This window comes from Pseudomonas sp. WJP1 (assembly GCF_028471945.1).
In the GTDB taxonomy this organism is placed as follows: Bacteria; Pseudomonadota; Gammaproteobacteria; order Pseudomonadales; family Pseudomonadaceae; genus Aquipseudomonas.
Map to the genome: position 1 here is coordinate 766199 of NZ_CP110128.1, position 19002 is coordinate 785200.

Annotated in this window: 17 protein-coding genes and 1 other RNA gene; 7 read left to right on the forward strand and 11 right to left on the reverse strand. The window is 59.3% G+C overall.

The window, feature by feature from the left end; all coding sequences use genetic code 11:
• Window positions 1-91 precede the first annotated feature (91 nt).
• The 8 genes from OH720_RS03410 to OH720_RS03445 all read right to left on the reverse strand — a co-directional run bounded on the left by OH720_RS03410 (window position 92) and on the right by OH720_RS03445 (window position 9290).
• On the reverse strand, window positions 92-562 hold the full coding sequence (locus OH720_RS03410) for an isochorismatase family protein (protein WP_272604571.1): 471 nt from the start codon (window positions 560-562) through the stop codon (window positions 92-94).
• A 177-nt stretch (window positions 563-739) separates the two neighbouring features.
• Window positions 740-1136: a transfer-messenger RNA gene (gene ssrA, locus OH720_RS03415) on the reverse strand.
• Between the two features lie 96 nt (window positions 1137-1232).
• On the reverse strand, window positions 1233-1508 hold the full coding sequence (locus OH720_RS03420) for a hypothetical protein (RefSeq protein ID WP_272604572.1): 276 nt from the start codon (window positions 1506-1508) through the stop codon (window positions 1233-1235).
• 187 nt (window positions 1509-1695) lie between these two features.
• The gene (locus tag OH720_RS03425; RefSeq protein WP_272604573.1) at window positions 1696-4506 is read right to left on the reverse strand and encodes an FAD-binding and (Fe-S)-binding domain-containing protein; all 2811 of its coding nucleotides are present in this window, start codon (window positions 4504-4506) and stop codon (window positions 1696-1698) included.
• The gene (locus tag OH720_RS03430) at window positions 4503-5174 is read right to left on the reverse strand and encodes a LutC/YkgG family protein (RefSeq protein ID WP_272604574.1); all 672 of its coding nucleotides are present in this window, start codon (window positions 5172-5174) and stop codon (window positions 4503-4505) included. The genes OH720_RS03425 and OH720_RS03430 overlap by 4 nt, the downstream gene beginning before the upstream one ends.
• Window positions 5174-6628: a LutB/LldF family L-lactate oxidation iron-sulfur protein gene (locus tag OH720_RS03435; protein ID WP_272604575.1), complete on the reverse strand. Its 1455-nt coding sequence runs from the start codon at window positions 6626-6628 to the stop codon at window positions 5174-5176. Before OH720_RS03435 ends, OH720_RS03430 begins: the two co-directional genes overlap by 1 nt.
• On the reverse strand, window positions 6625-7449 hold the full coding sequence (locus OH720_RS03440) for a (Fe-S)-binding protein (RefSeq protein ID WP_272604576.1): 825 nt from the start codon (window positions 7447-7449) through the stop codon (window positions 6625-6627). Before OH720_RS03440 ends, OH720_RS03435 begins: the two co-directional genes overlap by 4 nt.
• Before the next feature lie 146 nt (window positions 7450-7595).
• Window positions 7596-9290, reverse strand: coding sequence for a lactate permease LctP family transporter (locus tag OH720_RS03445; protein WP_180204369.1), 1695 nt, complete (start codon window positions 9288-9290; stop codon window positions 7596-7598).
• A gap of 264 nt (window positions 9291-9554) precedes the next feature.
• Here OH720_RS03445 and OH720_RS03450 point away from each other — a divergent pair, with 264 nt between their 5' ends.
• On the forward strand, window positions 9555-10322 hold the full coding sequence (locus OH720_RS03450) for an FCD domain-containing protein (RefSeq protein WP_272604577.1): 768 nt from the start codon (window positions 9555-9557) through the stop codon (window positions 10320-10322).
• 51 nt (window positions 10323-10373) lie between these two features.
• Here the strand turns inward: OH720_RS03450 and smpB are convergent, their stop codons facing one another.
• A complete protein-coding gene (gene smpB / locus OH720_RS03455) occupies window positions 10374-10856 on the reverse strand; it encodes an SsrA-binding protein SmpB (protein ID WP_008057382.1) in 483 nt (160 codons plus the stop codon).
• A gap of 118 nt (window positions 10857-10974) precedes the next feature.
• Here smpB and OH720_RS03460 point away from each other — a divergent pair, with 118 nt between their 5' ends.
• The 3 genes from OH720_RS03460 to OH720_RS03470 are packed head-to-tail and all read left to right on the forward strand — an operon-like array spanning window position 10975 to window position 13127.
• Complete coding sequence (locus OH720_RS03460) at window positions 10975-12378, forward strand: sodium-dependent transporter (RefSeq protein ID WP_272604578.1); 1404 nt, start codon at window positions 10975-10977, stop codon at window positions 12376-12378.
• A 7-nt stretch (window positions 12379-12385) separates the two neighbouring features.
• A complete protein-coding gene (locus tag OH720_RS03465; RefSeq protein ID WP_272604579.1) occupies window positions 12386-12820 on the forward strand; it encodes a type II toxin-antitoxin system RatA family toxin in 435 nt (144 codons plus the stop codon).
• Window positions 12813-13127, forward strand: coding sequence for an RnfH family protein (locus OH720_RS03470; RefSeq protein ID WP_272604580.1), 315 nt, complete (start codon window positions 12813-12815; stop codon window positions 13125-13127). Before OH720_RS03465 ends, OH720_RS03470 begins: the two co-directional genes overlap by 8 nt.
• Before the next feature lie 59 nt (window positions 13128-13186).
• Here OH720_RS03470 and OH720_RS03475 read toward each other — a convergent pair whose 3' ends face one another.
• Window positions 13187-13714, reverse strand: coding sequence for an outer membrane protein assembly factor BamE (locus OH720_RS03475; protein ID WP_180204374.1), 528 nt, complete (start codon window positions 13712-13714; stop codon window positions 13187-13189).
• Between the two features lie 97 nt (window positions 13715-13811).
• Between OH720_RS03475 and fur the strand changes: the two genes are divergently transcribed.
• Entirely contained in the window at window positions 13812-14216 is a 405-nt protein-coding gene (gene fur, locus OH720_RS03480; protein ID WP_003197684.1) for a ferric iron uptake transcriptional regulator, read from the forward strand.
• A 75-nt stretch (window positions 14217-14291) separates the two neighbouring features.
• Here the strand turns inward: fur and recN are convergent, their stop codons facing one another.
• Window positions 14292-15965: a DNA repair protein RecN gene (gene recN, locus OH720_RS03485; RefSeq protein ID WP_272604581.1), complete on the reverse strand. Its 1674-nt coding sequence runs from the start codon at window positions 15963-15965 to the stop codon at window positions 14292-14294.
• A gap of 241 nt (window positions 15966-16206) precedes the next feature.
• Between recN and grpE the strand changes: the two genes are divergently transcribed.
• On the forward strand, window positions 16207-16773 hold the full coding sequence (gene grpE / locus OH720_RS03490; protein WP_272604582.1) for a nucleotide exchange factor GrpE: 567 nt from the start codon (window positions 16207-16209) through the stop codon (window positions 16771-16773).
• A 102-nt stretch (window positions 16774-16875) separates the two neighbouring features.
• Window positions 16876-18792, forward strand: a complete 1917-nt coding sequence (dnaK, locus tag OH720_RS03495) for a molecular chaperone DnaK (protein ID WP_180204377.1) — start codon at window positions 16876-16878, stop codon at window positions 18790-18792.
• The last annotated feature ends 210 nt before the right edge of the window (window positions 18793-19002 follow it).

Consider the following 19002-nt stretch of genomic DNA (forward strand, 5'->3'; position numbering starts at 1 on the left):
TACTTATCGCGCTCCAGTGCCTGGCGGGCGACACGAGTTGAAGGAAATTTCCTAGGACTGGAACCATATACTTGGCATGGCAGCTTCCGCTCTAACCTTGTCGAATTGCTCCCAACGTCACCGTGTGCTTGAAATGATGTTCCCAAAGCCTCACCCCCAATGCCCCCGTGCGATCCAGCGATGACCCCACCGTCAAATCCGTGATCAATGTCGGCTGCAACCCCGCATCGAACAACGCGAACCCGGCCGCCAGGCAGCAGGTTTCGGTTTGCAGGCCGCACACCAGTACCCGTTCCACCTTCAGGCTTAGCAAATATTCGATGGTCTCCGGCGACGGTGCGTAGCCGTGCTTGATAAAGGTACGGTCGGCCTCGATCAGGCTGTCGTCGTCTGGCGCGGGGTGCCAGCCGAGCTGTTTCTGGAAGGGCGTTACGGATTCGTCGTGGCGTTCGACGGTGGCGACGCTGGGCAGGGTGCCGATCAAGCTGCGGATGCCGTCGATGAGCCATTGGGGTGGGGTGAAGCTGGGTTGTACGTCGATGATCAGGAGGGCTTGGCGCATGGGCTTCTCCGAGGGGGCGTTGCGACGGTGGCTGATGTGGCCACGATTGTTTTGCGGTGGTCTGGCTGGCGCCTTCGCGGGCAAGCTCCGCTCCTACAGGGGGGCGTGTGAGTCCGGGATTACGAACCCCCAGATGCAACAAAACCCGCACTGGGCGGGTTTGTCTTGCTTCGTATTTGGTGGAGCCGGGGGGATTTGAACCCCCGTCCGCCAGTACTCCGCTGTCGGTACTACATGCGTAGCCGTGTCTATTAAGTTAACCCTCAGCGACCCGACGGGCAGGGTGCTTTGGGCGAGTTGTGTAAGTTTTAGCCGCTTCGTCCACAACGTACTGCACGGCGATTCTGTTCTATATGACAATCACTTTGGGTTTACAGACATCCCCTGGTGATTGCTGGACCCGAAGGTACCAGAAGCTCAGGGCTAAGGCTGCTTACGCAGCGAGAGCGAATTCCTGGCCGTAGTTTTCGTCATTGGCAACTATAAGTAGTTGCAACAGTGGATTTACGAGTTCTGTTACCAACTCGGCATGCACCTAAAGTTTCGCAACCGGCGTCGAATCCTAAACGGCCCCGAACTCATTGCCCGAAAATCTCGTTGAGCAACAAGCCTGTACAGTGTACGCCAATGAGGCGCGGAAGGCCAACCCGAAGGTTGGCCTTGCCTGTGTTCACTTTTTGGTTGGGCTGCGCTGCTGAATTTTCTCTAGCATCTGACCGGAGATCTCGATGCAGTCCTTGTCGTTACCGGATGCCTGAGCCTTTTTCGCATCGGCCAGCGCGGTTTTCGCGTTATCCATGGAGTTCTCGGATACAGCGGGTGCGGTGGTGATTGCGTCGTCCAGTTTTTGAAGTTGCGCGTCACAAAGATCTTTGTCCGCCGCAAACACCGGCGAGGCCAACAGTGCAGCAGAAATGAACAATCCAGCCAATGCAGAGTGCTTCATGGGTATCTCCTTGCGCATGAGGGCTCGGTGCTGCCGGTCGATGGGGCTGCTGGCCGAGGGGGTTATAAGCCCGTTTGCAGGGCCTAGCTAAATGACTATAGCCGCGCGCAGGAATTCGGTTTTCTTTTGCTGGAAGTGAGTACGAATGCAAAAAGGGGCGAAAACGCCCCTTTTCATTGCGTCATCCTCAAGCCGGGCGCGCTTGTGTCACGCGGTCTACCAGGTAGACCAGGCCGTGATAATCGATCCCGCCGTGCTGGCTGAGGCCGATTTCACAGGTGCGGCTGGTGGAAATGCCTTCGCTGCAATACTGCACCGCATCCTTCAAGGTGCGCAGCGAATGGGCGTTCAGCTCAGGGGTGGTGAAGCCCTTGTCACCGGCAAACCCGCAGCAGTGGATGCCTTCGGGGATGACCACATTTTTGCTGCATTTGCGCGCCAGATCGATCAGCGCCTGGCTTTCGCCCAGATGCTGGGTGCTGCAGGTGACATGCACCGCGATGGGCGCTTCCTGCGGCGTGAACTGCAGTCGATCCATCAAGTACGTACGGATGAAACGTACCGGATCGTACAGGTCCAGGCGCACATCACCTAGATCCTGGGTCAGGCGCAACGTGCAGGGGCTGGTGTCGCAATAGATCGGATCGAGCCCGCCGCGGCTGGCGTGGAGCAGGGCGCCGATCAGTTCCTGGCGTTTGTGTTCGGCCTGTTCGGCATAGCCTTTGGAAGCGAACGGCTGGCCGCAGCAGAGGTTGTCCAGGTTGTCCGGGAAGACCACCTGATAACCGGCTTTTTCCAGCAGGCCGCGGGTCTTGTCGTAAAGCGACATTTGCTCCTTGTCGCCCGCCGCCGGGCCCATGGCCCGTGAAACGCAGGCCGCCAGGTACACCACGCGCGGTCGTTCGTCGGTCACCGATGGGCTGAAGCGAATGGCTTTTTCCGGCTGCGGCATCGCGTTGGTCCATTGCGGGACCTGGCCTTTGGACAAACGGGTCAGTGTTGCCGATAACTTTGCCAGGCGTGGCGCACCCAGCAACATCCGTGCACCGTTGGCCACGTGCAGGGTGAAACGAGCGCCTTGCAGCGCCGTGGCGAAATTGCCTTCAATCCAGGTGGCGGTTTTCTTATGGGTGGCATGCTGCCCACGCAGCTTTTTCACCAGCTCGCCGGTGTTGATTCCTACAGGGCAACGTTGCGCACAAAGACCGGTGGCAGCACAGGTGTCGATGCCCTGGTATTCATAGGCCGCCTCGAGTTCGCGGGTATCGACACCGGCGCGTTTCTTCGCCTGGATGTCACGCCAGATCACGATGCGCTGGCGTGGGCTCAAGGTCAGGCCTTTGGAAGGGCAGACCGGTTCGCAGAAGCCGCATTCGATGCACTTATCCACAATCTCGTCGGCGGCTGGCAGTGGTTTCAGATGCTTGAGGTGGATCTGCGGGTCTTCGCTGAGCACTACGTCCGGATTGAGAATGCCGTTGGGGTCGAGCAGGCGCTTGAGCTGCCACATCAACTGGTAGGCGTCGCTGCCCCATTCCAGTTCGACGAAGGGTGCCATGTTGCGCCCGGTGCCGTGCTCGGCCTTGAGCGAACCGCCGAACTCGACAGCCACCAGTTGCGCCACGTCATCCATGAACGCCTGGTAGCGTGCGACTTCCTGCGGGTTGTTGAAGCCTTGGGTGAAGACGAAGTGCAGATTGCCTTCCAGTGCATGTCCGAAAAGGATCGCTTCGTCGTAGTGATGTTTGTCGAACAGCTCGATCAGCCGGTTCACACCAATGGCCAATTGTTCCACCGGGAAGGTCACGTCCTCGATGATCACCGTGGTCCCGGTTTTACGCACCGCGCCGACAGCGGGAAAGGTGTCCTTGCGGATCGCCCAGAGCCGGGCGTTTTCCAGCGGGTCTTCGGTGAAATCGACTTGTTTCTCTACCGGGAACGCGGACAGTGACGCCATGATCTGCGCCAGTTGTTCCTGCAGCAACGAGGAAGAGGCCGCGCGGGATTCGATCAGCAGGGCGCAGGCATTGTTCGATAGGTGTTGTACGAAAGCGGGCATGCCGGGCTTGTTCTGCACCGAGCGCAGGCTGCGGCGGTCCAGCAGTTCTACCGCTGACACCGGTTGGCTTTTGAGCACGGTGACGGCGTTGCAGCAGGTTTCTACGTCCGGGAATACGATCAGTGCCGAGGCCTTGTTCGGGTGATCGATCACCGTGTCGTAGGTCACCGCGCTGATGAAACCCAGAGTGCCTTCGGAACCCACCAGCAAGTGGCTCAAGATATCCACAGGCTCGTCGTAATCCACCAGAGCGTTGAGTGACAGCCCCGTGGTGTTTTTCAGACGATATTTGTGGCGAATTTTCGCAGCCAGTTCGGCATTGGCGCGGGTCTCGCGGCCCAGGGTCGCAAGACGCTCCAGCAGGTCGCCATGACTGGCCCGAAACGCCGCGACACTGGCAGCATCTTCGGTATCGAGGCGGCTGCCGTCGGCCAGCACCAAGCGGATGCCCGCCAGGGTGTGATAGGTGTTTTGCGCCGTGCCGCAGCACATGCCGCTGGCATTGTTGGCGACGATGCCGCCGATTTTGCAGGCGTTGATCGAGGCAGGGTCCGGGCCGATCTTGCGCCCGAACGGTGCCAGCCAGGCATTGGCCTGCGCGCCGATCACCCCTGGTTGCAGGCGGATTTGTGTGCCCTGGCCACGGATCTCGCGACCGTTCCAGTTATCCCCCAGCACGATCAGCACCGAATCGCTGATGGCTTGCCCGGACAGGCTGGTGCCCGCGGCGCGGAAGGTCACGGGAACCTGATCGCGCTGCGCCAGTTTCAGCAGCGCCACCACTTCGTCTTCGGACTCGACGCGAATCACCAGTTGCGGAATCAGGCGATAGAAGCTGGCATCGGTGCCGAAGGCCAGCGTCGACAATGGATCGTCGAAACGCCGTTCCCGGGGAATCAGTTGCTGCGCATCGCGCAGGAAAGCGGCCGGTAGACTCATTGGTCCTCCAGGATCAACACCACCAGGTCTTTCGGACCGTGGGCGCCGTAGGCCAGGACTTGTTCGATGTCAGCGGTTTTCGACGGGCCGGAAACCAGCAAGGCATTAGTCGGCATGCCTTGCGCCCATTCGAACTCCTGTTGTACCTGATAGAAGTTATCGCGGATTTCACTGGCCTTGAGCAAGGCGAAATGCACCGGCGGCGCCAGGCTCATCAGGCGCGGTTCTTCCCGCGTCGGCCAGATGATCAGGCTGCCCGTGGCGGCGATTGCGCCCAGGGTGGTGGTCAGGCTCGCCGGGGTGTCGTTGAACAGTTCCGCTTTCCATTCTTCAACCGGACGGTCGTAGGCCTTGAGCGCCGGCAGGTCGGGATTTTTCGCCCAATGCTGTGTGACACGTTGCCCGTGCGGGGTAGTCGGGGCGATCAACAGGCTGGGCAATTGGCGATCTTGCAGCAGTGTTGCCAGCAAAACCGGCCAGTGTTCACCGCAAGTCAGGTGGATTTCCGTGTGCACGGCTTCCATCAGTTTGCGCAGTTGCGGGATGCGTTGATCTGGCGTGTAAGTGTAGGGCTTGGTCACCAGCCCGACGTCGAAGTTGTCCGCCACCGGAGTGGTGCCTGTCAGGCTTTTGCGCAGCTTGGCGAGGATATTTTGCTTGGCGCTCATCAACGATCTCCCTGTTTGGCCAGATGCTCGCGGGCCATGTCATGCAGTGAGCGGGCGGCGGGTTTCGGGGCGCTGTGGTTTTGTGTCCAGGGGCCGACATTGCTTGGCGTAAGGGCACGCAGGCGGGTAGCGGCCAAGCCGAACAGGCGATACAGCGTCGGTGAACTGTGCAGTCTGGCCCAGGCGTTCCAGATGAACCGTTCCTTGCGCGAGTACTTGCTGCCCTGGCCACGCATCACTTGATTCGGGCTGTCCGGCGCCTTGACGTTTTCTTCGCGTAAACGGCGCAGCAAAGCAGGAATCGGGATTTTTACCGGGCACACTTCGCCGCAGGCACCGCACAACGAAGAGGCGCTCGGGTGGTCTGGGACTTTCGCCAGGCCAACCATGTGCGGGGTGATGATTTTGCCGATAGGGCCAGGGTAGACCTCGCCGTAGGCATGGCCACCGATTCGAGTGTAGACCGGGCAATGATTCATGCAGGCGCCGCAGCGGATGCAGTTCAGGGTCTGGCGCAGTTCGCTGTCGGCAAAGGCCTGGCTGCGACCATTGTCGAGCAATACCAGGTGCACTTCCCGGGGGCCGTCGAGCTCATGCTCCTTGCGCGGGCCGGAGATCATGTTGACGTAGGTGGTGATCGGGATGCCCAAGGCCGAGCGGGTCAGCAACGACAGCAACGGCACCACGTCGCGCAGGTTCTCCACGACTTTCTCGATGCCGGTGACGGCGATGTGCACCGGTGGCACCGTGGTGGTCATGCGGCCGTTACCTTCGTTTTCCACCAGCAGCAGGGTGCCGGTTTCAGCCACGGCGAAGTTGACGCCGGAGACGCCGATGTCCGCTTCGAAGAATTTCTGCCGCAGGACCCTGCGACCGATCTGAATGAGTTGGTCAACGTCCTTGGTGTATTCCACACCCAGTTTGTCGTGGAACAAGGACGCGACCTGACCGGCATTCTTGTGGATCGCCGGCATGATTATGTGTGAAGGCTTCTCGTGGTCGAGCTGGACGATGTACTCGCCCATGTCCGATTCCAGGCATTCAATGCCCTGTTCAGCGAGGACATGGTTCATCTCCATCTCTTCGCTGACCATCGATTTACCCTTGATCACTTGCCGCCCCTCGTGAGCGCGGATGATCGAGAGGACGATGCCATTGGCCTCGTCCACCGTTTCCGCCCAGTGCACTGTCACACCGTTGCGGGTCAGGTTCTGTTCAAGTTGCTCGAGCAACTCGGGCAACTTCGATAACGCACGGGCGCGGACAGCATTGCCCAGCGCTCGCAGATGTTCTCTTTCATGGGCATCGCTGAAAGCCGTTGCCCGTTTGGTCATCAGTGAATCCATCGCCTTGCGAAAGTTGCCTCGCAATTGCGCATCACCCAGCGCCTCGTGCGCTCGGGTGCGGAAGTCTTCTTCTACGGCAACCGTAGGAATAATCTCGGCGGCACTCATTGGGCACCCCCGGTACGCTGCCAGAGGAAGCTGGCCAGGTGTTGACCGCGCAACGCCTCCTTCTGTTTCTCCAGCGAGCCGTTGATGTTCATCAGGCAACCGCAGTCGGCACTGAGTACCTGGTGCGCGCCGGATTCCTTCAACGAGCGGGTCTTGTCAGCCACCATCGCGCCGGAAATGTCTGGCATACGGACGCTGAAAGTCCCACCGAAGCCACAGCATTCGCTTTCGTGACTGTGCTCGACCCGTTCCACGTTGCCCAGTTGCGACAACAACTCGCGGCCGTGCAGGTGGGTGTTCATTTCACGGCGTGCCGAACACGACGTGTGCAACGCTACCTTTACCGGTGTGCCGCTGTCCTTGAGCTGCACCTTGCAGACGAACAACAGAAACTCGGCCAGCTCATAGGTCCTGGCCGCCAGGGCCTGGACCTGTTGCAACGTGTCCGGCTCATCCTTGAACAAGTCGGCATAGTGCTCGCGCAACATGCCCGCGCAGGAACCGGAAGGCACCACCACCGGATAATCCCCGGCGAACAGCGCCAGTTGCGAGCGCGCGACGGTCCTGGCCTGCTCGGTGTAGCCCGAGGTGTAGGCCGGTTGACCGCAGCAGCTTTGCCCTTGCGGGTACTCGACACGAATGCCCTCGCGTTCCAGCAGGTGGATCGCGTCCATTCCGGCTTGCGGGTAGAACAGATCCACTACGCAGGTCCCGAACAGGTACACCCGTTGCGGTTTCTCGCTGGGGTATTGCCGAGGCTCGGGCAGTGGCGGGGCGACACGGGTCGCATTCGGCACAGCGTTGTAAAAAAGCTCGCTCATCGGGCGTGTCTCTCGGCGGGTTATCCGTCCGTCGAGGCTGCTGAATATAGAGAGAGATTCTTTCAGCAGCCTTACAGACCGGGTAGTGAACAGCTGACGCCGGGGTCGTGGCCCGACGTCGGTTTTTTCCATGTCGCTTGTGGTGCTTAGTGCACCAGCATGCCGGTGAACCAGTAGGCCTGGGCCAGGGTGATCAGGCCGACAATCGTTGCAAAGAACAGGCTGTGCTTGAGGGTGAAGCGGAACAGGTCCGATTCCTTGCCCACCAGGCCGGTCGCCGCGCAGGCCACGGCGATCGATTGAGGCGAGATCATCTTGCCGGTCACGCCGCCACTGGTGTTCGCCGCCACCAGCAAGGTGTCGTTGACGCCGATCTGGTGGGCGGTGGTGGCCTGCAACGAACTGAACAGCGCGTTGGACGAGGTATCGGAGCCGGTCAGGAACACGCCCAGCCAGCCGAGGAATGGCGAGAAGAACGGAAAGGCTGCGCCCGTGCCGGCCAGGACCAGGGCCATGGTCGACGACATGCCCGAGTAGTTGGTGACGAACGCGAAGGCCAGCACCATGCCGATGGACAGGATCGGCCAGCGCAGCTCGTAGAAGGTCTCTTTCAAAGTGGTAAGACCAGTTTTGAGATTGATCTTCAGGACCAGCATCGAGATCAGCGCCGAGAAGAAAATCGCGGTGCCGGTGGCGGAAATCGGGTCAAGCTTGAACACCGCCGGAAGGGCAGTCGGTGCGGCCACGATCGGTGCCACTTTGATTACCAGCTGGTCCAGGTGCGGGATGGCGAAGTTGAACACGAAGCTGTACATCGAACCGCCAGCAGCAAACATCGCCTTGAACGGCTTGAGCGTCCAGATGGTCACCAGCACGGTCAGGATCAGGAACGGCGACCAAGCCTTGAAAATCTCCCCGAGGCTGTAAGGCGAAGCCACGGTGGTGCGCTTCTGGCCGAAACCACCGACGCTGGCGCTGACCACGGAAGCCGAGACGGCGCCGACGATGTGTTGGCCGGCGGCGCGTTTTGGCTGCCAGACCTTCAGGAACAGGGTCAGGGAAATCAGGCTGGCCAGGGCCGACGTGATGTCCGGCAGTTCCGGGCCGATGAAGTTCGAGGTGAAGTACTGGGTCACGGCAAAGCTCAAGCCGGCAACCAGCGCAGCAGGCCAGGTTTCGCGGACGCCGCGCAGGCCATCCATCATGAACACCAGCCAGAACGGCACGAACAGCGACAGCAGCGGCAGCTGGCGACCGGTCATGGCGCCGATCTTGAAGGCGTCGATGCCGGTCACTTGCCCGGCAACGATGATCGGAATACCCAGGGCGCCGAATGCGACCGGTGCGGTGTTCGCGATCAGGCACAGGCCGGCGGCGTACAGCGGGTTGAAGCCCAGTCCTACCAGCAGCGCCGCGGTAATCGCTACCGGAGCGCCAAAACCGGCCGCGCCTTCGAGGAACGCGCCGAAGCAGAAACCGATCAGCAACACCTGCAGGCGCTGGTCGTCGGTGATCGACAGCACCGAGCTGCGGATCACTTCGAACTGGCCACTCTTGACCGTCAATTTGTAGAGGAACACGGCCGCCACGATGATCCAGGCGATTGGCCACAGACCGTAGGCGAAACCATAGCCGGCGGCGGCGAACGCCATGTCGACCGGCATCTTGAACGCAAGGATTGCCACCAGGATCGACAAGGCCAGGGTGATACTGCCGGCCACGTGTCCTTTGAGGCGGAACACGGCCAGGGCCAGGAAGAAGAACACGATGGGAATGACGGCTGCGAGTGCGGACAGGCCGAGGCTGCCGAGCGGGCTGTAGAGCTGTTGCCAGGTTTGCATATGGGGTGGCCCCTAATTGTTGTTGGTCAATGCACTGATCAGCGTTCTTGGTTAATTGGTAATACCAATTTACAATCGCTGTTGGCTAGGGTAAAAGCCTTGTAGGCGGTGTGTCAATTTGCCGCCCTAAAACTTTTGTCGTAGGCAGGGTTTTGCACAGGATCTGGCCTGTCCGGGTAATGGTCGTGTGGCAGGTGCCTGCGTCGTATGGATAGGCCAGAATAGAGCCCCGGCGCACCGTCGGGATGGTGGAGAAATCGAGTTATGGGGTTTGATCAGATTCGGCAGCGCCGTTTGTCTGACGATATTGTCGAGCAACTCGAGGGCATGATTCTCGAGGGCACGCTGAAAGCGGGTGAGCGCTTGCCGGCGGAACGCACGCTGGCCGAACAATTTGGCGTTTCTCGGCCGTCGCTGCGGGAAGCTATTCAGAAACTGACCGCCAGGGGGCTGTTGGTCAGTCGCCAGGGGGGCGGCAATTACGTGGTGGAGTCCCTGGGCACGACGTTCAGTGATCCACTGCTGCAGCTGCTGGAAAGCAACCCCGAAGCGCAGCGCGATCTGCTGGAGTTTCGCCACACGCTGGAAGCGTCCTGCGCCTATTACGCCGCATTACGCGCCACCGCCGTTGACCGTGAGCGATTGGCCGCGGCGTTCAATCAGCTGCAGGACTGCTATTCGCGTCACGATGAAGTCAGTCGGGCGGAAGAGGGCGCGGCGGATGCAAATTTTCATCTGGCGATCGCCGAAGCCAGTCATAACGCGGTGCTGCTGCACACCATTCGTGGATTGTTCGACCTGCTCAAGCGCAACGTGGTCACGAACATCGGCGGCATGTACAAGCAGCGCACCGAGACCCGCGACATGCTGATTACGCAGCACCGGGAGTTGTATCAGGCGATTATCGAAGGTCGTGCGGAACAGGCGCGTGAAGTCTCCAGTCGACACATTCTGTATGTGCAGGAAGTGCTGGAGGAGGTGCGTCAGGAAGTGCAGCGCGTGGCTCGGGCGGAGCGGCGCAAGGGGATGTAGTCAGTTGGTGATCGTTCCCACGCAGAGCGTGGGAACGATCAGGCAGCGGAATTAATCTTCCTTGCCCTTGTTGCGAACCGCGCGCTGCAACTCGCGGCCGGCGTCGCGTTCGCGCTCGGTATCACGCTTGTCGTATTCCTTCTTGCCCTTGCCCAGGGCAATTTCGCACTTGACCATGTGCTTGCTCCAGTACCAGGACAGGCACACGCAGGCGTAGCCTTTTTGCTGCACGGCAGCGGCGAGCTTTTCCAGCTCCCGCCGGTTGAGCAGCAGCTTACGCGTGCGCACCGGATCGGCGATGACGTGGGTGCTGGCGGTCGTCAGGGGCGTGATGTGACTGCCGAGCAGCCAGGCTTCGCCATCCTTGAGCAGTACGTAACTGTCAACCAGTTGCAACTTGCTTGCCCGCAGACTTTTTACTTCCCAGCCGGCCAGGACCAGACCAGCCTCGAACCGATGTTCGATGAAGTAATCGTGTCGCGCCTTTTTATTTTGCGCGATGGTCCCTGTTGGGTGTTTCTTCTGTTTAGCCATAGGGGCGGCATTATAGGGAGTTGCACGCGAGTCGGCTACGGGATTGCTACATGCTTGAGCAGGTTGATTGAATCCCGGACAATGCGGCCTCTTTTTTGAACGCTTGGTCGTAATATCGATGTCGACAGACAAGGTTTCTGTCCACGGCAGTTGGGCTAGCCGCTGGGTCTTCATACTCGCCGCGACCGGTTCGGCCGTGGGCCTGGGTAGTATCTGGAAATTTCCCTACATGGTTGGCGTCTACGGCGGCGGCGCCTTCGTGCTGATGTTCCTGGCCTGTATTGCGTTGATCGGTGTGCCGGTCATGCTCGCGGAAACCCTGATCGGCCGGCGTGCCCGGCAGAGTCCGGCCAACGCCTTGAAGGTGCTGGCGCTGGAGGCTGGGCATTCGGGCAAATGGTCCTGGGGGGCGTTTGCCGGGATGATCACGGCGCTGCTGATCCTGTCTTTCTATAGTGTGGTCGGCGGCTGGTCGCTGGACTACATCATCGACATGGGGCGTGGCGACTTCCAGGGGGCGACGCCCGATCAGGTGGGCGCGTACTTTGGCAATGTGATCGCCGATCCGTGGCGCCTGACACTTTGGCACACGATTTTCATGCTGCTGTCTGCCGTGGTGATTGCCAAGGGCGTGGTCGCGGGGCTTGAGCGCAGCCTGCGCATCATGATGCCGTTGCTGTTCGTGATGGTGCTTGTCCTGCTGGGCTACAGCATGACCACCGGGCATTTCATGGAAGGCGTACATTTCATGTTCGACTTCCATCCGGAAAAAGTCCTCGACGGCTTGCTGCCGGCCATGGGGCACGCCTTCTTTTCGTTGAGCGTCGGGGTCGGTTCGATCATGATCTACGGCGCCTACATGCCCAAGCATTCGTCGATTTCAGGAACCATCGTTGGTGTTGCGCTGCTGGATACCTTTGTATCCCTGGTGGCGGGTCTGGCATTGTTTCCGATTGTGTTTGCCGGCGGTCTGAACCCGAGCGAAGGTCCTGGCCTGATGTTTGTCAGCCTGCCATTTGCCTTCGGTAACGTAGCGTTTGGCCAGTTGATGGGCGTAGTGTTCTTCGTGTTGGTCGCGATTGCAGCCTGGAGTTCGGCCATTTCCTTGCTCGAACCCATGGTGGCTTACCTGGTCGAGCGCTCGAAAATCAGTCGAGCCTGGGTCACCTTCTGGCTGGCTTTCAGCTGCTGGTTTGTCGGGCTGGGCACTGTGTTTTCCTTCAATATCTGGAAGCAGGCCAAGTTTTTCGTGAACGAAGACGGGCTGTTTCACCTCTATCAATGGGGTGCAGCGGGCGGTCTGGACTTCTTTGGTGTGATCGATTTCTTCACCTCGCGAATCATGTTGCCACTCGGTGGTTTGTGTTTCGTGGTGTTTGCAGGCTGGGTGATGGGCCGGGAAGCGGTGCGCGACGAATTGTCGATCCGCAACCCTGCGTTGTTCGCCTTGTCCTTGTTCTTGATGCGCTATGTGGCGCCTATCGGCATTCTCATAGTGTTTGCCGCCCAGCTCTGGAAGTGATGCCGACATGACGACACACATTTCACGTTCGGCCTTGCTGCCGTACCCCGCGCAGGCGCTGTATGACCTGGTCAACGACGTGGCGCGTTATCCGGAATTCCTGCCTTGGTGCTCATCGGCTGAAGTCCTGGAAAGCTCTGCCGATCACATGCGCGCGAGCGTTGGAGTGGCCAAGGGCGGGCTCAGCCAGCATTTCGTGACGCGCAACACCCTGGTGCCCGGTCAGTCGATCGAAATGAACCTCGAAGAGGGGCCGTTCACTCAGTTGCATGGCGTGTGGGTGTTCAAGCCGTTGGGTGAGAAGGCCTGCAAGATCAGCCTGGACCTGTCGTTCGATTACGCCGGCCCGATCATTCGCGCGACCCTGGGGCCGTTGTTCAATCAGGCGGCCAATACGCTGGTGGACGCCTTCTGCCAGCGCGCAAAGCAAATTTATGGTTGAGGCGATGATAGAGGTCGAGGTGGTCTATGCCGCCGTTGATCATCAGGTGCTCCTGCCGGTGAGGGTGCCGGCAGGGATCACCGTTCGCGCCGCGTTGCTGAACTCTGGGGTGGGTCAGTCATTTCCGGAGCTGGACCTGCTCCAGTGTCCGGTGGGGATCTTCGGCAAGGTGGTGGTCGATCCAGAAAGTCGTCTGGTTGAACCGGGCGATCGCATCGAGATTTACCGGCCATTGCTGGCGGATCCGAAAGAGGTGCGTCGACTGCGTGCGGCAAAGGCCGCCGAGGCCAAAGCGCGAAATCAGTGAGCCCGGTAAAAGCCAGGCAATAAAAAACCCGGACATGCCGGGTTTTTTTACGTCGCAAATTATTGCGGCGAGGTTTCCAGAGGTTCTGGAGTGGGGACTGGCACGGTTTCGACACCGTCCACTTCCTTCTGGATCTGATCGAGCAACGAGCCAGGCTTGACCGGTTTTTCCGGTTTCGGCTGCTCGACCTGCTCTGCTGGCGCGGTGACGGTAGTGCCAGTGTCCTTGCCCAGAATGGCCTCATCGCGGCTCACGCCGGGCATGAAGTCGCCAGACAGGCTGACAAGCTGGTCATTTGGGTTGAAGATAACGCTAATGCGTTCCTGTTGGCGTTCGCCGCCACCCGGTTGCAGGCTATACAAGTAATCCCAGCGATCGGCATGGAACGTATCAGTCAGCAGGGGGTTGCCCATGATAAACCTTACTTGCTTACGGGTCATTCCCGGGCGTAACTGGTCTATCATGTCCTGCGTGACGACATTGCCCTGCTGGATGTCGATTTTGTAAACCCCGGGGAATGAACAACCGGCGAGTGCGAGCAGTCCCACAAAGGTGAAACTGGTTAGCAAGAGCTTGGTGTTTTGCATCGGTGGGCGACTTCCACTATCTTGGCTGGGACAACGTAAACGCCGATCATACCCGCATTAAGAGAAGCTGCGAAGCAGCATCGCGAGAAAGCTGACCATGGTTGAAAATAGCGAACTACGCAAAGCCGGCCTCAAAGTGACCCTGCCACGGGTCAAGATTCTGCAAATGCTCGACTCTGCCGAGCAGCGCCACATGAGTGCCGAGGATGTCTATAAGGCATTGATGGAGGCTGGCGAGGACGTCGGTCTGGCCACGGTTTACCGTGTACTGACCCAGTTCGAGGCAGCTGGACTTGTGGTGCGGCACAACTTCGACGGAGGCCATGCGGTCTTCGAACTGGACGACGGCAAGCATCACGACCATATGGTCAATGTCGAAACCAGCGAAGTGATCGAATTCTTCGACGAAGAAATCGAGCGCCTGCAGAAAGCCATCGTCGACAAGTACGGCTTCGAGATGGTTGATCACAATCTTGTGTTGTACGTGCGCAAGAAAAAGTAAGCATGTCGCGCGAACCCAGGGTTCGCGAAACGAACGAAGGCGACCCCAGGGTCGCCTTCGTGCTTTCTGTCGTTGCTAGATTTTTGCCGTAACGACCATTTTTTTCGCGTGGGCCAGGGATTCCTTGGTGAGATCGATCCCGCCCAGCATTCGCGCCACTTCTTCCACGCGATCGTTCTTGCTCAATTTGGAGACGGCCGTGCGAGTGGCATCTTCGCCGCGTACTTTATGTACAAACAAATGCTGATGGCCCTGCGCCGCCACCTGTGGCAAGTGAGTAACTGTCAGAACTTGTCCACGCTCGCCGAGGCGGCGCAGCAACTGGCCAACGATTTCGGCGGTTGGGCCACCGATGCCCACGTCCACTTCGTCGAACACCAGGGTCGGTACGCGGGAGGTCTGGGCGGTGATGACCTGGATTGCCAGGCTGATACGCGACAGTTCACCACCCGATGCTACCTTCGCCAAAGCTTTTAAAGGCTGCCCCGGGTTGGCGCTAACCAACAGTTCCACCTGTTCGAGTCCGTTCGGAAGCAATTCATTGCTGCTGTTCGGTCGCAGTTCGATGGCAAAGCGCCCACCGGGCATGCCCAGGCGCTGGATCTCCTGTTCCACCGCGCTGGCCAGGCTGCTGGAGGCTTGTTGGCGCAGGTCGCTCAACTCTCGAGCCTTCTCCTGATAATGACGGGCATAAGACGCCAGCTCGTCACTCAGTCGCTCGATGGATTCATCGTTGGCGTTCAGGGTTTCGATTTCATCCAGTAAGCGCTGCTGCATCTCTGCGACCTCGGTCGGCTGGATGCGGTGCTTGCGCGCCATGGTGTAGATCGCATCGAGGCGCTCTTCCAGGTATTGAAGGCGCGCCGGGTCTGCGTCGAAGTTATCCAGGAAGCGGTTCAGTTCACCCACGGCTTCTTCAACCTGGATCTGCGCGCTGGTCAGCAGGCTGCTGGCTTCACCCAGCGCGCCAATCGAGTTGTTCACGCTCGACAGGCGATTAAGGCTTGCAGTCAGGGCGTTCAGGACATTGCCGGAATCACTCTCGCTGCATTGTTCGACGACTTGCCGGCAGATACCCAGCAAGGTTTCCGCATTTGTCAGGTTCTTGTGTTCCTGTTCCAGCTGCTCCAGCTCGTTGTCGCCGAGGCCAAGGTTTTCCAGCTCTTCAAGCTGATAGCTCAGCAACTGATGGCGAGCGCGCTGCTCATCGCCGGAGTTGGACAGTCGCTCAAGCTCCTGATGAGTCTGGCGCCAGCGTTGGGCAGCAAGCTGTACCTGGCGGGCAAGGTCCGTGGCGCCAGCGTATTCGTCGAGCAAGCGGCGATGGGTATCGGTCTTGAGCAGGGACTGGTGTTCGTGCTGGCTGTGGATGTCGATCAACAGTTCGCCCAGCGCCTTGAGGTCGCCCAGCGGGCAGGGAGTGCCGTTGATGTAGCCGCGCGAGCGCCCTTCGGCGGTGATGACCCGGCGCAGGATGCACGGGCCATCGTTCTCGAGGTCGCGTTCGGCCAGCCAGGCACTGGCTTCCGGAATATCGGCCAGGTCGAAGGTTGCCAGGATATCAGCCTTGTCGGCACCGGGGCGCACCACGCCGCTGTCGGCCCGGTCGCCGAGAGTCAGGCCCAGGGCGTCGAGCATGATCGACTTGCCGGCGCCGGTTTCCCCTGTGATCACGCTCATGCCTCGATCGAGTTCCAGGTCGAGATGTTCAACGATGGCGTAGTTATGTACGGACAGGTGCACCAGCATAAAGGCCGCTCCCAGGCTTTAGGTCTGGTTATTTATACAGTGTTTTATTTGCGGCTGACAATGCCCCTCGTTAGCTCGATTTGCTTGATCCGACGAAATCCTTAGTACTGGGGGGCATGACAATGCAGCTGTTTTTTGTAGGGTTAATGTTTGGTTGCCCCTTGAAGCCGGATTTTGCGGCCCCATATACCTGGGCAGAAGCGCGAGTCAGGCTCGCGGACGATATTGAAAGGAGAATTCTATGGCTGACGAACAGACAGTGGATACGCAAAATCTAGACGCCGATCAGGCTCCCCAGGCTTCGGGTGATGACCTGGCGGCTCGTGTACAAGTGCTCGAAGAGCAACTGGCAGGTGCGCAGGATCAGGCTTTGCGTGTAGCCGCCGATCTGCAGAACGTCCGCCGTCGCGCCGAGCAGGATGTAGAAAAGGCTCACAAGTTCGCCCTGGAAAAATTCGCCGGCGACCTGCTGCCGATCATCGACAGCCTGGAGCGCGGCCTGGAGTTGTCCAGCGCGGAAGACGAAAACATCCGTCCAATGCGCGAAGGTATCGAGCTGACCCTGAAAATGTTCCAGGACACCCTGAAGCGTTATCAGCTGGAAACGATCGATCCGCACGGCGAACCGTTCAATGCGGTCAAGCATCAGGCGATGGCCATGCAGGAAAGCGCCGACGTCGAGCCCAACAGCGTGCTCAAGGTTTTCCAGAAGGGCTACGAGCTCAATGGCCGCCTGCTGCGTCCGGCAATGGTCGTGGTCAGCAAGGCGCCGGCAGCTGTGTCGCCTTCGATTGACGAGCAGGCTTGAAATTAGCCGCAAGGCCCCCATTTAGAAGTCAAGCGTTTAAGTGCTACCGCAGTTAGCCACCACTGCTGCGGCAACCAAATCCAAAGTTTCGGGAGAGTGAACATGGGCAAAATTATCGGTATCGACCTGGGGACTACCAACTCCTGCGTCTCCGTGCTGGAAAACGGCACAGCCAAAGTTATTGAAAACGCCGAAGGCGCGCGCACCACGCCGTCGATCATCGCTTACGCCAACGATGGCGAAATCCTGGTTGGCCAGTCGGCCAAGCGTCAGGCAGTGACCAACCCGCACAACACCCTGTACGCGGTAAAGCGTCTGATCGGTCGTCGCTTCGATGAAGAAGTGGTTCAGAAAGACATCCAGATGGTCCCTTACAAGATCGTCAAGGCTGACAACAGCGACGCCTGGGTTGAAGTGAACGGCCAGAAAATGGCGCCGCCACAAATCTCGGCTGAAATCCTGAAGAAAATGAAGAAGACCGCCGAAGACTACCTCGGCGAGCCTGTGACTGAAGCGGTAATCACCGTTCCGGCCTACTTCAACGACAGCCAGCGTCAAGCCACCAAAGACGCCGGCCGCATCGCGGGCCTGGACGTAAAACGTATCATCAACGAACCAACCGCGGCCGCTCTGGCATACGGCATGGACAAGGCCAAGGGCGACCACACCGTGATCGTTTATGACCTGGGTGGTGGTACTTTCGACGTTTCCGTGATCGAAATCGCCGAAGTCGATGGCGAGCACCAGTTCGAAGTGTTGGCCACCAACGGCGACACCTTCCTGGGTGGTGAGGACTTCGACATTCGTCTGATCGACTACCTCGTCGACGAATTCAAGAAAGAAAGCGGCATGAACCTCAAGGGTGATCCGCTGGCGATGCAGCGCCTGAAAGAGGCCGCTGAAAAAGCCAAGATCGAGCTGTCGTCCGCTCAGTCGACCGACGTGAACCTGCCGTACATCACTGCAGACGCCACCGGTCCTAAGCACCTGAACGTGAAAATCTCCCGCGCCAAGCTGGAAGCGCTGGTTGAAGACCTGGTTCAGCGCACCATCGAGCCTTGCCGCATCGCCATGAAAGATGCCGGTATCGATGTTGCCAAGATCAATGACGTGATCCTGGTCGGCGGTCAGACCCGTATGCCGCTGGTTCAGAAGCTGGTGACCGAGTTCTTCGGTAAAGAGCCTCGCAAGGACGTGAACCCGGACGAAGCTGTTGCCGTTGGTGCTGCGATTCAGGGTGCCGTTCTGGCCGGTGACGTGAAAGACGTTCTGCTGCTGGACGTCAGCCCGCTGACCCTGGGTATCGAAACCATGGGTGGCGTGATGACTGCGCTGATCGAGAAAAACACCACGATTCCTACCAAGAAATCGCAAGTGTTCTCGACTGCCGACGACAACCAGGGCGCCGTGACCATTCACGTGCTGCAAGGTGAGCGTAAGCAGGCTGCACAGAACAAGTCCCTGGGCAAGTTCGACCTGGCCGAGATTCCACCAGCACCACGTGGCGTGCCACAAATCGAAGTGACCTTCGACATCGACGCCAACGGCATCCTGCACGTAGGTGCCAAGGACAAGGCTACCGGCAAGACTCAGTCGATCGTGATCAAGGCCAACTCCGGTCTGTCCGACGAAGAGATCGAGCGCATGGTGCGTGATGCCGAGGCCAACGCCGAGGAAGACCGCAAGTTCGAAGAGCTGGCCGCTGCCCGTAACCAGGGCGACGCACTGGTTCACTCGACGCGCAAAATGGTCGCTGACGCTGGCGACAAGGTAAGCGCTGAAGAGAAGACTGCGATCGAAGCTGCCGTGGTTGCCCTGGAAGCCGCTGTAAAAGGCGACGACAAGGCTGCTATCGAAGCCAAGGTTGAAGAGCTGTCGAAAGTCTCTGCTCCAGTGGCGCAGAAGATGTACGCCGAACAGGCTCAGCCTGCTGAAGGCGCGGCACCGCACGACGACAAGGCGGAAAAGGCTGACGACGTTGTCGACGCTGAGTTCGAAGAAGTAAAAGACCACAAGTAAGTTGTTGGTCGGCCGGTTGACTGCCTTGCGGCGGTGACTGGTAGGATGTCGCCGCGCGGGAGCTTGCTCCCGCGTTGGCGTGTCTGGAATACGCGAATTTTTACAGCATGCGACAACGTTCGCTTGTTGGCGGCATGGTCGGAAATGCTCCTGCTTTCCGAGCCGAAAGTGCCACATCGAAACAAAGACCAGGATCGTTGAATTGACGTG

What these genes read in the sequence shown, in the direction of transcription:
- OH720_RS03420 (WP_272604572.1), bottom strand. Translation starts at nt 1,508, where the DNA reads ATGAAGCACTCTGCATTGGCTGGATTGTTCATTTCTGCTGCACTGTTG.
- OH720_RS03445 (WP_180204369.1), bottom strand. Translation starts at nt 9,290, where the DNA reads ATGCAAACCTGGCAACAGCTCTACAGCCCGCTCGGCAGCCTCGGCCTG.
- dnaK (WP_180204377.1), top strand. Translation starts at nt 16,876, where the DNA reads ATGGGCAAAATTATCGGTATCGACCTGGGGACTACCAACTCCTGCGTC.
- OH720_RS03430 (WP_272604574.1), bottom strand. Translation starts at nt 5,174, where the DNA reads ATGAGCGCCAAGCAAAATATCCTCGCCAAGCTGCGCAAAAGCCTGACA.
- OH720_RS03465 (WP_272604579.1), top strand. Translation starts at nt 12,386, where the DNA reads ATGACGACACACATTTCACGTTCGGCCTTGCTGCCGTACCCCGCGCAG.
- fur (WP_003197684.1), top strand. Translation starts at nt 13,812, where the DNA reads ATGGTTGAAAATAGCGAACTACGCAAAGCCGGCCTCAAAGTGACCCTG.
- OH720_RS03475 (WP_180204374.1), bottom strand. Translation starts at nt 13,714, where the DNA reads ATGCAAAACACCAAGCTCTTGCTAACCAGTTTCACCTTTGTGGGACTG.
- recN (WP_272604581.1), bottom strand. Translation starts at nt 15,965, where the DNA reads ATGCTGGTGCACCTGTCCGTACATAACTACGCCATCGTTGAACATCTC.
- OH720_RS03460 (WP_272604578.1), top strand. Translation starts at nt 10,975, where the DNA reads ATGTCGACAGACAAGGTTTCTGTCCACGGCAGTTGGGCTAGCCGCTGG.
- OH720_RS03435 (WP_272604575.1), bottom strand. Translation starts at nt 6,628, where the DNA reads ATGAGTGCCGCCGAGATTATTCCTACGGTTGCCGTAGAAGAAGACTTC.
- OH720_RS03410 (WP_272604571.1), bottom strand. Translation starts at nt 562, where the DNA reads ATGCGCCAAGCCCTCCTGATCATCGACGTACAACCCAGCTTCACCCCA.
- OH720_RS03425 (WP_272604573.1), bottom strand. Translation starts at nt 4,506, where the DNA reads ATGAGTCTACCGGCCGCTTTCCTGCGCGATGCGCAGCAACTGATTCCC.
- smpB (WP_008057382.1), bottom strand. Translation starts at nt 10,856, where the DNA reads ATGGCTAAACAGAAGAAACACCCAACAGGGACCATCGCGCAAAATAAA.
- OH720_RS03440 (WP_272604576.1), bottom strand. Translation starts at nt 7,449, where the DNA reads ATGAGCGAGCTTTTTTACAACGCTGTGCCGAATGCGACCCGTGTCGCC.
- OH720_RS03470 (WP_272604580.1), top strand. Translation starts at nt 12,813, where the DNA reads ATGGTTGAGGCGATGATAGAGGTCGAGGTGGTCTATGCCGCCGTTGAT.
- OH720_RS03450 (WP_272604577.1), top strand. Translation starts at nt 9,555, where the DNA reads ATGGGGTTTGATCAGATTCGGCAGCGCCGTTTGTCTGACGATATTGTC.
- grpE (WP_272604582.1), top strand. Translation starts at nt 16,207, where the DNA reads ATGGCTGACGAACAGACAGTGGATACGCAAAATCTAGACGCCGATCAG.